This is a genomic window from Sphaerisporangium flaviroseum (genome assembly GCF_039537005.1).
Classification (GTDB): domain Bacteria; phylum Actinomycetota; class Actinomycetes; order Streptosporangiales; family Streptosporangiaceae; genus Sphaerisporangium; species Sphaerisporangium flaviroseum.
The window spans coordinates 65772-78888 of the sequence record NZ_BAAAZR010000004.1 but is presented as its reverse complement, the minus strand read 5'-3'; the positions used below and the strand labels follow the sequence as shown (position 1 = coordinate 78888).

The window sequence follows — 13117 nt, the reverse complement described above, 5'->3', positions numbered from 1 at the left end:
GCCTTCGGCTCGGGCCGCTTTTCCCGGGGCCTGGCGGCCCCTCCTCACGCTGGCGCCTATCGGGACGATCTTGGAGGAGTGAGCACGTGACGACGGACGTGGAGACGATCAAGCAGATCGTCCGGCCCTACGGGGACACCACCGGTGACGGCATGGTCCAGGTGTCCTTCACCCTTCCCGTGCCGCATGGTCCTCGTGCCGAGGCGGCGGCGTTGCAGCTTGCCAGGGGAATGGGTCTTGACCCGGCCAGCGTCGTGCACACCAAGGCGATGGGCTCGGAGTTCACCTTCTTCATCGTCTACGGGCGGGTGAACCACCTCATCGACTACGCGGGCATCGACGTTCCCGAGGGACGCGAATACCCGCTGCTGACACCCGGCCAGGTCAACCTCGCCATCAAGTCCGTCCTTCAGCGCAGGCTGGTGGTCGTCGGCGCCTGCATCGGCACGGACGCCCACACCGTCGGCATCGACGCCATCCTCAACGTCAAGGGCTTCGCGGGGGAGAAGGGCCTGGAGTACTACCGGGAGATCGAGGTCCACAACCTGGGAGCCCAGGTCGAGGTGGACGTGCTCGTCGCCCACGCCAAGGCCGTGAACGCGGACGTCGTGCTCGTCTCCCAGGTCGTCACCCAGAAGGGCGCCCACGTCCACAACACCAAGCAGATGGCCGGCGCCTTCACCGACGCCTACCCCACAGCGGTCGGCGGCGGGCTCGGCCGTCCGCTCCTCATCGTCGGCGGCCCCCGCTTCGACACCGTGACCCCCTCAGACCTCGGCGTCGACCGCATCTTCGGCAGGGGCACCACCCCCGCCGAAGTCGCCGGCTACATCGTCCACGCCCTGATCCCCGAATGGCGGCCCAGTGAGTGACATCGTCGGGCGCACCATCACACACCGCCGCTACGTTCCCTACTCCCACGCGCACTACGGTGGCAACCTCGTCGACGGGGCGTACGCGCTCGGGCTGTTCGGCGACGTCGCCACCGAGATGTGCATTCACACCGATGGCGACGAGGGCCTGTTCGCGTCGTACGGAGACGTCCAGTTCCTCGCGCCGATCCGCGCCGGAGACGTCATCGAGGTGTCGGCCACGGTGACCCGCGCGGGCCGCCGCAGCCGGGGCCTGACCTTCGAGGCCCGCGTGGTCTGCCGGGCCACGCCATCCGTGTCCCCTTCGGCGGCCCAGGTCCTCACCGATCCGATCACGGCGGTCACCGCTACGGGCACCGTGGTCGTTCCTGCGCGATCTGAGACTCATTCCCATCTCGCGCATTGAGCTGGAACCAGCCGACCGGTCGACACGAGCAGATCGCAGAGCCGCAGGATCTCCACCCGGTCCGTGCCGCCGAAATCGGCGGCACGGGGTCCTCAGCGCTCGCCGGGCGTGGACGTGCTTCCAGGGCCCTGCTTGGCCGGGCGGCCGGGGCGCCGGTTCCACCGGGAGTCGAAGGCGACGATGTCCGACCGGGCCCAGAGCTTGCCCGCGGCCACTACGTAGCGGGGCGCGGGGAAGTCCGGCCGCTCGGCGAGCTGGTGCACACGGGTACGGGAGACGCCGAGGATCTCGCCGGCCTCGACCGCGCCGACGAGGTCACGTCGATCGGGGTCGCGGCAGGCGAGCTGGGCGAGGGCGGACAGGAGCAGATCGGCGGTCGGCCAGTCGCGGCGGCCGTCCGTCCCGAGGTCGACCGCGAGCGCGGTGACCTCGGCGGGGGTGTAGCCGAGTGCGACGGCGATGTGCCTGGCGGCGATCAGGAGCTCGTGGTCGCCCGGGGTGCTCGTGGCGTCCATGGCCGCAGCATCGCATTAACCCTTAAAGGATCGCAAGGGTTAATGCGATGCCACACACGAAGCCGTCTGGTCGGTGCGGTCCTGGCCGAGCAGACCGTCGAATGGGCCGAAAGGGTTCAGCCGCCGAGGGCCGGAGGGGTTCAGCCGACGTGCTCCGCCGTGCAGGGGCGGTTGTCGCAGACGTCGACCACCAGGCCGTACTTCAGGAAGTACGCCTTCTGCCGGCGTGCCGTCACGTCGGCCCTCGGATCCTCGTGGGAGTCGGTGCCGTACTGCGGGCCCAGCGGGGGCGTGTTGGTCACCGGGGGAGCGGGCGTGCCGCTGTCCCAGACGACCAGCGCCGAACCCGGGTACGGCCGGCGCGGCAGCGCCGGGATGCCCCAGTACGGGACGACTTCGGGGTTGCGGCCCGCCGCGATCGCGGGCTGGTGGATGCGGGCGCCGATCGTCCGCGCCTCGACCTCGGCCGTGACCGTCGACACCTGGTGGTCCCCGAACGCCACGTGCAGCAGGATGCGGTGGCGCGGCGCGCCGGGAAGCGGGTCGTCGCCCAGGTGCTGGGCGTACCCGTTGGTCTCGGCCCGGTCCCACAGGATCTGGATCAACGCGAAGCAGAGCTGCTGGTCCAGCTTGTCGGGGTAGTACCCGTCCATGACCTGCTGGAAGGGCTGGAAGTCGACGCTGCGGTTGAGCAGCGTGCTGTAGTTCATGCCGGGCACTCCCAGCACCCCCCAGCGCACATCGGGCGAGACGGCCACCAGCGCGCCGCCCGCGATGGCCCCCTGGCTGTTGCCGTCGTACGCGAGGTCCGCGCGCCGGTCGATCAGCGAGCGCCCCTCGCCGTCCTGGAACGCCTCGTCGCTCGCCAGCCCGTCCCTGGCGATCATCGTGCGGCCCAGGAAGACGAAGTTGAGCAGGCTCTGCTGGAGCCGGTCGGCCACGCTGTCGAAGCGCGAGAAGTCGGCGAACACCCCGACCACGTTCGGGATGTCCTCCTCGGCCATGCCGATCCACTTGGTGGCGCAGAACAGGAAGCCGTGCTCGCCCGCCATGGCCCTGACGTTCGAGGCCCGGACCTCCGTGGCCCTGCCGAGCAGGCCGTGCCCGTACAGGGACGGGCGCGCGGGCCTGGTGAACGCGGCGCGAGGGATCTCGCACTGGAACCCGGCGCGGACGTTGTCACCCAACTGCTTCGGCCTGCCGTACGCGTCGCGGTTCAGCACCGCACCGGGCGGACCGCCGGGCAGGTTCAGGTAGTTGGGCACCAGGAACTCGCCCTTGACCTCGCGCGCGATGTTGGCGTCCTGCTCAGGGGTGAAGTCGGCGACCGATGTGACGGTGAACTCCGGTGACCTGCCACGCAGGCGGCCGAGCGCCTCGTCCCGCATCCGCAGCACGGGTCCGGCGAGACCCTGCTCGCTCGCCACCGTGAAGTCCCAGGCCAGATAGAGTTTCCTGCCGCTCACCCCGGCACGGGAGAGGTCCTGAAGGGTCCGGCGCAGCGCGGTCTGCCGCGCGGCCAGCGGGTCGCCGCCGGGGAGGTCGGCTCCGGCGAGGCGGGTGAACGTGTCGGGCGCCGCGATCGGGGATCCAGAGGCGTCCTTGAGGTTCCTGAGCGCGACCGCGTAACGGTGACCTTCCAGGAAGTTCCGCGCGGGCCGGATGATCAGGGCCTGCCGCGCGGGGTCGGTGGCGTTCGCGTCGAGTTCCGCCCAGTACGGCCAGCGCTCGCCGGTCCGGGTGTCGACGATCACGATCGGGGCGTCCCGCTTCAGGGAACTCCCGATGTCGGTCACCGGAGCGGCTCCGGTCGCGGTGAGGTCGACTCCGGGAACGTGGGCGAGCAGCATCGAGCCGGGGGAGAATCCATCGGAACGGTTCCACGCCGCCGGGTCGATGGACTTGCCCGCGGCGTTCGCGGGCGTCATCGCGCTGGTCAGGTTCAGCCGGAGCCCTGTGGGTGTGCGGGCGCCGGTCGTGAACCAGTTGTTCGGGAAGGGCAGCAGGCACTCGGCTCCGGCGATCGGATCGCATCCGGAAGCCGATGGGGCACCGGATGGGGTGGGCGTGGCCGGCGCGGCGACGGCGGGCACGGCCGAGCCCGTGATCATCAAGGCCATCAGGGTCAAGATTGAGAACGCTCGAGGTAAGCGCACATGCCCTCCCGGGTCCGTATTTCTCCGTCGAAGGTGGCACTTTTAACGAGACCCTTGGGGAAAGTGGCCAAATCGCAATAAAACAGCGCAGAGCACCCGGTTCTCCCTTTCGGCACCGGGTCCGCTAACGCTCCCGTCGCAGCCCTCGCAGGAAACGCCACAGTGCGGAGCGGGGCGGCTCCTGCCGCACGGCCGGCACCGCCATGACCGGTGGCATGGGTTCGGGCGAGCTCACGGTCCCGAACCCGGTGTGCCCGGCCGGCGCGTAGTACTCCGCGAGCTCGAACTGGACCGGCAGGGACCGCAGGGTGCGCGCCATCGGGGACGAGCGCCACGGCAGTTGGTCGGGCGGCATGGCGAGGCGCACCCGCGAGAACCGCTCGAACAGCCGGCTCACGGCGATCGTGGTGACGCGCATGGCCAGTTGCCGGCCCAGGCAGCTGTGCGGTCCAGCGCCCCATGCCAGGTGGGCACGTGTACTGCGCATGGCCTGCGGGTCGAGCGCGCCTCCGAACTGCGGATCGGCATGGGCGCCGGCGATGGAGAGCATCACAGGATCGCCCGCGGCGATGACGAAGCGGCCCAGCTGCACGTCGACCGCGGGGAAACGGAAGGTGAGGTTGGCCATCGGTGAGTTGGCCAGCGCGACGCGGTTCACCACCTCCTCGATCCCCTGCGACAGGGTCGCCCGCGCGTCGGGATTGCCCATCACCTCGACGAGGGTGTTGCAGATCAGGCTTCCGGTGAAGTCGCCGATGAGCCCCGGAAGCATGAGGATCTCGCGGGACAGCTCCTCGACGGAGAGGCCGGGAACGGCCGCGAGCATGTAGGAGGGGAGATCGTCCCCTGGGTGGCGCATCTTGGTGAGCGCCAGGTCGGTAACGGCGGCGATCAGCCGCTGCGATGCCGCCGTCGCGTCGGGACCGGCGTCCAGCACCCGCCACACGTCCATGAGCACGTCGTCGCCCTGGATGCTCTCGAAGCCGAGGAGACGGTTGGAGACCATCAGAGGGAGCGGCCGTGCGTACTGGGCGGAGAGATCGGCCCAGCCGTTCCCGCCGCCCTCCGCCAGCAGGGTGATGAGGTCGTCGGCGTACTGCTCGATGGCACGTTCCAGCGCCTGGGCCTGGGGCCGGGTGGGGTCCTGGAACGGCGCGAGCCCCGCCGTCCACGCGTGGCGCAGCCGGCGTAGCTGTGCCCCGTCATGGAACGCCGAGTTATCGGACTCGAAGATGGGGGTCAGCGGCCAGGCGGGTGAGATCCGTCCCTCCGCTCTCGCCCGCCAGTACCTCAGGTGCTTGTTCCAGATGCCGCCCTGGTTCTGGAGGACCTGCAGCACTTCGGTGTATCCGAGGACCAGCCAGACCGGCACCCCCAGCAGGTCGACCGGTGCCACCGGCCCGTACTTGGTGCGCAGCCGTTTGTACACAAGGCCGGGATCGGAGTCGTAGTCCCCGCCGAGCAGTGGTTCGACGGATATGGACGACAGCGGTACGTAGGGTGATGCGGTCCACGCGTCAGGCATCAAGGAGATGCACTACCTCTCTTGGTTCCAGGGCCGCTCCGCCGTGGGACGTCCGCTTCGGTAAGTGCGGTCGCGTCCCTGGTGCAGGCCTGGATCACAAAATGGTCCGTTTCCATCACTGCTCTGGTACGAAAACCAAAACTTTTCGGACACATCGCTGCGGTGGCGTTACAGAGGGCGACCAGAAGACCTGGTCAATCAGATTTCGGTCATGACTTATCCCGTTATGGCCGTATTTATCGCCCGAGTGTTATGCGGCCGTGTCCGCGGGTCCCGTCCCGGCGGTTCTGACCAGCAGTACGACGCAGGCGATGTAGGCCAGGGCGCCGAGGGAGGTCTGGGTGAGGATCGCGGGGAGGTACCAGGACGGCCCGGAGCCGAGCACCTCGGGTACCGGCTCGTCCCCGGCCCCGCTGAACATGAACGGTGTGCCCGCCGACACCAGCAGCAGCAGGAACATGAACGGAATGCCGGCCACTCCCATCACGACCAGCAGGCGGGCGGAGGCTCCGGCGCGCCAGGCGATCGCGGCCAGCACCAGCGCGATCGCTCCCGCGGCGGCGAGCGCCACGGCGTAATGTCCGGCGATCCGCGTCGCCTGCTCCAGATACATCTCGCCCACACCCGCGTAGTGGTCCGGGGGAGCGGCCCGAACCTGCTCACGGGCGATCGGGCCCGCCTGGCCGAGCGCGACGAAGGTGAGCACCGTGACGTTCACGCGGACCAGCGGCAGGTGAGCCATGAGCAACGGGACCGTGCCGCGGGCCGGCATCGTGCGCCAGTTCGTCGCCGCGGGTCTGGTCAGCAGGAAGAGCCCCGTCAGGTACGCCATGGCCGCCGCGCCCAGTACCGCGGCGCGGGCCGGGACGTACCAGTCGGGGATGGGCGACCTGACGGGGTCGACGGTTACCTGGGAAACGGATTGGAGGCCGTATGCCAGATCGGTGAAGAACACCCCGACCAGGCAGGCGAGGTACGGCGGCGTGAGCAGCCCCATGGTGACCAGACCGGCGCCCGTGGCCCGGGGCGACCCGCGCCACAGCAGGACCGCCACGAGCGCCAGGGCCACCATGGGGATGACCAGCAGGAGCATGACCGGGCGGGCCACGGCCGAGGCGATCTCCCCGTACCGCTCCAACTCGGCCCGCGCGTCCCCGGGGATCGGCGTGTCCCCGGGCGCCCCGAGGTCGTCCACGCTCCGCCGGACGTGCTGCGTGGCCGACCGCAGCGCGAAGTGATCGAGCAGGCTGATGACCAGTCCGACGACCGCGACCTGTCCCGGCAGCGCGATCAGCCACGCCTTTCTCCGCACGCCCGCCGCTCCCTCTGACATGACCGGATGGTGACAGAAGCCCGGTAAGTCGCTTGTTAACGCCGCCGACCCCACCCCGGCAGGGCCGCTAGTCTCCGATGATCGCCTTCGCGACGACCTTGTCGACGTGCTCGACGGTGCTGAAGTCCCCGCCGGTCACCCTGTTCTTGGTCAACGCGAAGGTGATCCCCGTAGCGGTGTCCGCGTACGCGGAGGTCCCGCCGCTGCCCGCCATCCCGAACACGGTAGGAGAGTCGGGCACGTACGGCGAGGGGAGGCCGACGTTGTACCCGAGCCCCCGCTCGCACGGAGCACCGAAGACCTCGTCGACCCCGGAGATGGCCACAGCGCTGACCTCGCGCAGCCGTTCCGGGGAGACCAGCCGGACGCCGTCGACCGCGCCGAGCAGCGCGGCGTACATGCGCGCCACCGCACGGGCGGACATGGTGCCGCCCGCGGGGATGTCGGAGCCCAGCACGTCGGCGCGGTTGCCGAACGCGGCGTCGGGAAGCGCGGCCATCGGAGCGGCCGTGTACCCGTTGACGACCCTGAAGAACGGGATCTGCTGGAGCATCTCCACCGGCATCTCGGGGGCGTCTCCCTTCTCCTCCAGCCGGGCGATCCTGCCCAGATGAGCCTCGGGAACCCCGAAGAACAGCTCGTCGGCCACCCCCAGCGGGCCGGCCACCTCCTCCCGGAGCACCTGCGAGATCGGCAGGCCGGTGGCGCGGCGGACGATCTCGCCGATGATGTAGCCGAACGACTGGGAGTGGTACCCCGTCTTGGTGCCCGGCTCCCACCACGGCTTGGCGTCGGCGACCGCCGCGCACATCTTCTCCCAGTCGCACAGGTCCTCGGGCGTGGTGTCGGCAGGCAGGCCCGGGACGCCGGTCGCGTGCGTCAGCGCGTGCCGTACGGTCGCGGCCTGCTTGCCGTGGGCGCCGAACTCCGGCCACAGCTCCACGATGGGGGTGTCGTAGTCGAGGACGCCGCGCTCGGCGAGCACGTGCACCACGGTGGCCGTCACACCCTTGCCGGTCGACGTGCTGTAGATCAGCGTGTCCGAGGTGACCGGACGACCGGTGGCCGGGTCCGCCACGCCCGCCACGGCGTCCACCATCAGCTCACCACGGCGGTACACGGCCACCTGCACCCCGGTCTCGGCCCCGGACTCCACCAACTCGTCGATCGTCGCCTGGACCTGCTTCTGGATGTCACTCATGATCATTTCCTTCTTCTGCCGACGGTGGCACGTCGTCGGTGACGTGCTCGCCTATGTGACGGCAGGACGGCTGAATAGGAATCGCCGCTCGTACGGATTTCTCGGGCGTGATGGTTCCTTCTGGTCCGGCGGCGCTTCTGCCGGGTTCGGCGGCGCGTTCGTCGGGTTCGGCGGCGCGTTCGTCGGGTTCGGCGGCGCGTCCGTCGGGTTCGGCGGCGCGCCGGGAGATGGCGACGAGCACGGCCGGCTCCCGCCCCGGGTTGAACAGCACGCGGACGGGGAGCCCGTGCAGCCACAGGACATGCCCGCGGCCGAACCCATGGCGATGACCGTCCGAGCAGACCAGCTCGATCCGCCCGCGCTCGACCATGACGATCGCGTCGCGCCACTCGGTCTCGTCGTAGACCCGTTCCCGCCCGGGTTCGACGATCACCCCCCGAAGCTCGAAGGAGGGCGGAAGCCGCAGATCGAGGAAGGACAGCGGGACCAGGTCCTCGTCCGTCACAGCGTCGGCGGAAGATCGAAGAGGGGGAACAGGTCGCCGCCGAAGGTCGTGATCTGGGTGATCACACCGTCCTCGACCCGCAGGACGCCGAGCCAGGAAGGGCTGAAAACCTGCTCGCCCGGCCGCCGGAGATACGCGGCGGCCGCCGGCTGCCGGTTCGCGTAGACGGGCAGGACCCGCCAGTCGCCCCACGCTTCGGGGCCGACCATGGCCCCTCTCCACGCCTCGACGATCGCCTTGCCGCCCAGGATCCAGAACGGCCGCGGCGGCATCGTCTGCCAGGCGTCCTCGCGCAGCAACGTCGCGAGCAGGGCGGGATCGGCCTGTTCGATGGCGTCGATGTAGCGCTGCAGCACCGCGCGCTCCTCCTGCGTCGGGTCCTTGGACGGCGCCCACTCCGACCGCCGCGGGGGCAGGTGCTCCCTCAGCGCCGGCCTGGCCCGCTGCAACGCGCTCTTCACCGCGGTGACGCTGGTCTCCAGCAGCGCGGCGGTCTCCTTGGCCGACCAGCCGAGCACGTCGCGCAGGATCAGCACCGCCCGTTGCCTGGGCGGCAGGTGCTGGATCGCCGCGAGGAAGGCCAGCTCGATCGTCTCCTTGGCGACGACCGTGGAGTCCGGCTCCGCGTCCCTGTGCGCGACGGGCTCCAGCAGGCGGTCGGGATACGGCTGCAACCACAGGACTCCGGCCGAATACGCCGGCGGCGGCGTGCCGGGATCCGCCAGCACCGGCTCCGGACGCGGGCCCGGCCGGCGCGGATGGCGCTCCAGGTGGTCCAGGCACGCGTTCGTGGCGATCCGGTACAGCCACGCGCGGAACGTGGAGCGGCCCTGGAAGGTCTCGCGCCGGCGCCACGCGCGCAGGAACGTCTCCTGGACCAGATCCTCCGCGTCCTCGAACGAGCCGAGCATCCGGTAGCAATGCACCTGCAGCTCCCGCCGGTGGTTCCCGACGAGCACCTCGAACGCCGGCTCGTCACCCGCCAGCGCCGCGGCCACGACCGCGCCGTCTTCCGCACGGGTCGGCCCGGTCTCAACCATGCCCATGATCCATCCTCCACCGTCGTACGACACCCTGCCCGACAAGCCTGTCGGGAGGTATGACGTCACGCGGCGAAGAAAAGCATCGCTCCGCTCGACGGGCTCGGGCTTTGAGTGGCCGCGAAGGACGGCGGGCGGTTCGAGCTCTCAGTGCCCGAATGGACGGCGGGTCATTCGAGTTCTCAGTGCCCGAAGGGACGGCGGGTGGCTCGCGTGAGGGCCTCCCGCGCCTCGGTCCCGAGCCGTCGTACGAGCTCGCCGGCGGGCACCTCCTCGCTGAGCCGATGCCCCTGCCCCGCCCACAGGTTGATCGTCCCGGCGTCACCGGACTTCCTGGCCGCCGCCCGCAGGGGAGCGGTCAGCTGGTGAACCTGCGGGTACGCCGAGGGAGCGTCATCGTCGTACTCCTCAAGGAACCGGTTGACCAGCCCCCTGGCCCGCCGTCCGGTGAACGCGCGGGTCACCGCCGTACGGTCGTACGAGCTCAGCGCCTCGCGGTGGGCCGCGCTCGTCCCGGCCTCGGGGCAGCGCAGGAACGCGGTGCCGAGCTGGGCGGCCACGGCTCCGGCGGCCAGGACCGCGGCGATCCCCTCGCCGTCGGCGATCCCGCCCGCGGCCACCACGGGCAGCGGCGTGCTCCGCAGCACCAGCCGCAGGAGGACCAGCAGCCCGTAGTCGCCCGAGTCGTCGGTGAACCCGCCGCGGTGGCCGCCCGCCTCGATGCCCTGGGCCACCAGGGCGTCGGCTCCGGCCTGGTGCGCGGCCGCCGCCTCGCCGGGGGTGGTGACCGTCACCATGACGTACGCCCCGGAGTCGCGTACCCCCTCGATGACCGCGCGCGACGGCAACCCGAAGGTGAACGACACCACCGCGATCCGCTCCTCCGCGACGACGGCGAGCTTGGCCTGCCAGCCGTCGTCGTCATCCCTCGGCACCCCGAGGTCCACGCCGGAGCGCTCGGCCTCCCCGCGCAGCTTCGCCGCGTAGAGGTCCACGGCCGCCTGGTCGACCGGATCGGAGGTGGGCACGAACAGGTTGACGCCGAACGGCGCGCGGGTGTGCGCCCGTACCTTCTTGATGTCCGCCCGAAGGTCCTCGGCCGAGCGGTATCCGGCGGCCAGGAACCCGAGCCCGCCCGCGTCCGAGACCGCCGCGGCCAGCTCCGGAGTGGACGGACCGCCCGCCAGAGGCGCCTGGACGATGGGGTACGGCAACGCCATGAGATGCACGCCGCCACCCTAATACTCCGGTTTCGCCGCGATCTGTTCCGGGGCCGGTGCAGGCAGGGCGGGGTGCTTCAGCCGCCCACCTTGATCCGCTGCATGCGGTTGACCTCGGCGGCCTGGGAGACCGATATGTCCTGGGCCAGCTCCTGGACGATGATGTGGGCGCCCTTTTCCATCTCGTCGGCGGCCATCGTGATGGCGCCCATGTGGTGGGCGGTCATGAGCTGGATGTAGAGGCGGTCGAAGTCGGCTCCGGCCGCCGCCTTGAGGGCGGTGAGCTGCTCGGGAGTCGCCATGCCCGGCATGGCGTCGTGCTTGGCGTGGTGGTCGGGAACGCGCTGCCCCTGCTGGCGCAGCCATCGGATCATCGCGTTGATCTCGGGCCCCTGCGTGGCCGCGATCCGCGACGCCAGCCGCTTGACCTCGGCGGAGGCCGCGCGGGTCGAGGCCGCGGTGCTCATGTCGAGCGCCTGGCGGTGATGGACGATCATGTCCTGCATGAAGACCACGTCCGCGGCGTTGGCCGTGGGGGAGGGGACCGGGGTCACGGTCTCGCCCGGGCCGAGTGTTCTGGCCGTCTCACCCGGTTTACCAGGGACGATCACAGGGACGGTGGACTGGGCCGACGGGGTCGCGGGGCTGCCCGCGCAACCGGCCAGGGTCAGTGCGGCCGTACCGATGACAACGACGAGCGCGGCGCGCACCCGGCCTCCTTGGGATCTGTGGTTGTGCGGGTGCACCCTAACTCGCAGGAGACATTTCGGTAAGGACGGCATGTCGGAATCTTTTCCTGACAGGGTGCACTATGGCTAACACTTCCGGTCTGGGAGAAAATCTACCCATCTATGTTCTCCTGAGGCATTAATTCCCAAGGAGGGTTCCTGCGTGTTGTCCATCCCCCGCAGAGGCGGCCTTGCCGGCCGGTTCCTCGTTCTCGTGGGTTCGGCGGCGGCGTTGGTGCTGTCGGCGATACCCGCTCAGGCAGCGGACATCCCGGGTACCGATCAGATCGTCATGAGCCCCAACGTCGAGCACGTGGCGAACGTACCGAAGCCGGCAGCCATCGCCGCCACCATCAACACCGACATCGCCTTCCAGGGCGACTACGCCTACGTGGGAAACTACGGCGGCTTCTCCATCTATGACATCAAGAATCCCAAGAAGGCGACCGCGGTCAGCTCGGTGGTCTGCCCGGGATCGCAGATGGACTTGTCCGTCTACGGCGACCTGCTGTTCGCGTCGGTCGACTACCCGCGGAGCGACGACTCCTGCGCCAGCACCCCGCTTGTCGCGTCGGAGAAGAGCTCCTGGGAAGGCATCCGCATCTTCGACGTGAGCGACAAGGCGAACCCCAGGTACATCAAGTCGGTCGAGACCGCCTGTGGTTCCCACACGCACACGTTGATCCCGGACAAGAGGCGCGGGAACGTCTACCTGTACATCTCCTCGTACAACCCCTCGGCGACCTTCCCCGACTGCCAGCCGCCACACGACAAGATCTCGATCGTCAAGGTGCCGCTCCGCGACCCGACCTCGGCCGCGGTGGTGGCGACCCCCGTCGTGTTCCCCGACGGCGGCAACCACACCCAGCCCAACCTGCTGCTGCCGACCAGCGGCTGCCACGACATCACCGCGTACGCGGAGAAGGGCATCGCGGCCGGCGCCTGCATGGGTGACGGCGTGCTGTTCGACATCAAGGACCCGGAGAACCCGAAGGTGACGGCGAGGGTCACGGACCCGAACTTCGCGTTCTGGCACTCGGCCACCTTCAACAACGCCGGGACCAAGGTCATCTTCACCGACGAACTCGGCGGCGGCGGGCAGGCCACCTGCAACGAGGCCAACGGCCCGACCCATGGCGCCGACGCCATCTACGACCTGGTCAACGGCCAGCTCGTGTTCAAGAACTACTACAAGATCCCCCGCTACCAGGCGGACTCGGAGAACTGCGTCGCCCACAACGGCTCGCTCATCCCGGTCAAGGGCCGCGACATCATGGTCCAGGCCTGGTACCAGGGCGGCGCCTCGATCTGGGACTTCACCGACTCGGCCCACCCCGCGGAGATCGGCTACTTCGAGCGTGGCCCGGCCTCCGAGGGCGGCGGCGGCTTCTGGTCCGCCTACTACTACAACGGCTACATCTACGCGAGTGACTTCAACAAGGGCTTGGACGTCATCAAGATCAACGATCGGCGCACCGAGCACGCCAAGAGGGTCCACGTCGACCGCCTGAACGTCCAGACCCAGGGCTCGTACCGCGACCGCGGCCACGGCCACTGGACCTGGAGCGACGAGGACTAACCGGAACCCAAGGCTCCGAGACCCATCGGACCCTGAC

General features: G+C 69.8%; 12 protein-coding genes. 3 read left to right on the top strand and 9 right to left on the bottom strand.

Annotated features, from left to right (window positions below; translation table 11 throughout):
- Positions 1–86: 86 nt before the first annotated feature.
- Both kamE and kal read left to right on the top strand, forming a co-directional pair.
- The gene (gene kamE, locus ABD810_RS12110; protein ID WP_344938041.1) at positions 87–872 is read left to right on the top strand and encodes a lysine 5,6-aminomutase subunit beta; all 786 of its coding nucleotides are present in this window, start codon (positions 87–89) and stop codon (positions 870–872) included.
- A complete protein-coding gene (gene kal / locus ABD810_RS12105; protein ID WP_344938039.1) occupies positions 865–1278 on the top strand; it encodes a 3-aminobutyryl-CoA ammonia lyase in 414 nt (137 codons plus the stop codon). The genes kamE and kal overlap by 8 nt, the downstream gene beginning before the upstream one ends.
- 92 nt (positions 1279–1370) lie before the next feature.
- On the opposite strand, the gene ABD810_RS12100 is transcribed toward kal, so the two are convergent.
- The 9 genes from ABD810_RS12100 to ABD810_RS12060 form a co-directional block, all read right to left on the bottom strand.
- Positions 1371–1793 carry a hypothetical protein gene (locus tag ABD810_RS12100; protein ID WP_344938037.1) on the bottom strand — a complete coding sequence of 141 codons (423 nt, stop codon included), beginning with the start codon at positions 1791–1793 and terminating at the stop codon, positions 1371–1373.
- A 140-nt stretch (positions 1794–1933) separates the two neighbouring features.
- Positions 1934–3913, bottom strand: a complete 1980-nt coding sequence (locus ABD810_RS12095) for a hypothetical protein (RefSeq protein ID WP_344938036.1) — start codon at positions 3911–3913, stop codon at positions 1934–1936.
- 160 nt (positions 3914–4073) lie between these two features.
- Entirely contained in the window at positions 4074–5474 is a 1401-nt protein-coding gene (locus ABD810_RS12090; RefSeq protein WP_344938035.1) for a cytochrome P450, read from the bottom strand.
- A 250-nt stretch (positions 5475–5724) separates the two neighbouring features.
- Complete coding sequence (locus ABD810_RS12085) at positions 5725–6786, bottom strand: hypothetical protein (protein WP_344938033.1); 1062 nt, start codon at positions 6784–6786, stop codon at positions 5725–5727.
- Positions 6787–6874: 88 nt separating this feature from the next.
- On the bottom strand, positions 6875–8008 hold the full coding sequence (locus ABD810_RS12080; RefSeq protein WP_344938030.1) for a serine hydrolase domain-containing protein: 1134 nt from the start codon (positions 8006–8008) through the stop codon (positions 6875–6877).
- Complete coding sequence (locus ABD810_RS12075; protein ID WP_344938028.1) at positions 8001–8513, bottom strand: hypothetical protein; 513 nt, start codon at positions 8511–8513, stop codon at positions 8001–8003. The genes ABD810_RS12080 and ABD810_RS12075 overlap by 8 nt, the downstream gene beginning before the upstream one ends.
- Entirely contained in the window at positions 8510–9559 is a 1050-nt protein-coding gene (locus ABD810_RS12070) for an RNA polymerase subunit sigma-70 (RefSeq protein WP_344938026.1), read from the bottom strand. Before ABD810_RS12070 ends, ABD810_RS12075 begins: the two co-directional genes overlap by 4 nt.
- 176 nt (positions 9560–9735) lie before the next feature.
- The gene (locus tag ABD810_RS12065; RefSeq protein WP_344939018.1) at positions 9736–10773 is read right to left on the bottom strand and encodes a nitronate monooxygenase; all 1038 of its coding nucleotides are present in this window, start codon (positions 10771–10773) and stop codon (positions 9736–9738) included.
- Positions 10774–10850: 77 nt separating this feature from the next.
- Complete coding sequence (locus ABD810_RS12060) at positions 10851–11483, bottom strand: DUF305 domain-containing protein (RefSeq protein WP_344938024.1); 633 nt, start codon at positions 11481–11483, stop codon at positions 10851–10853.
- A 184-nt stretch (positions 11484–11667) separates the two neighbouring features.
- On the opposite strand from ABD810_RS12060, the gene ABD810_RS12055 reads away from it, so the two are divergent.
- On the top strand, positions 11668–13080 hold the full coding sequence (locus ABD810_RS12055) for an LVIVD repeat-containing protein (protein WP_344939015.1): 1413 nt from the start codon (positions 11668–11670) through the stop codon (positions 13078–13080).
- Positions 13081–13117 lie beyond the last annotated feature (37 nt).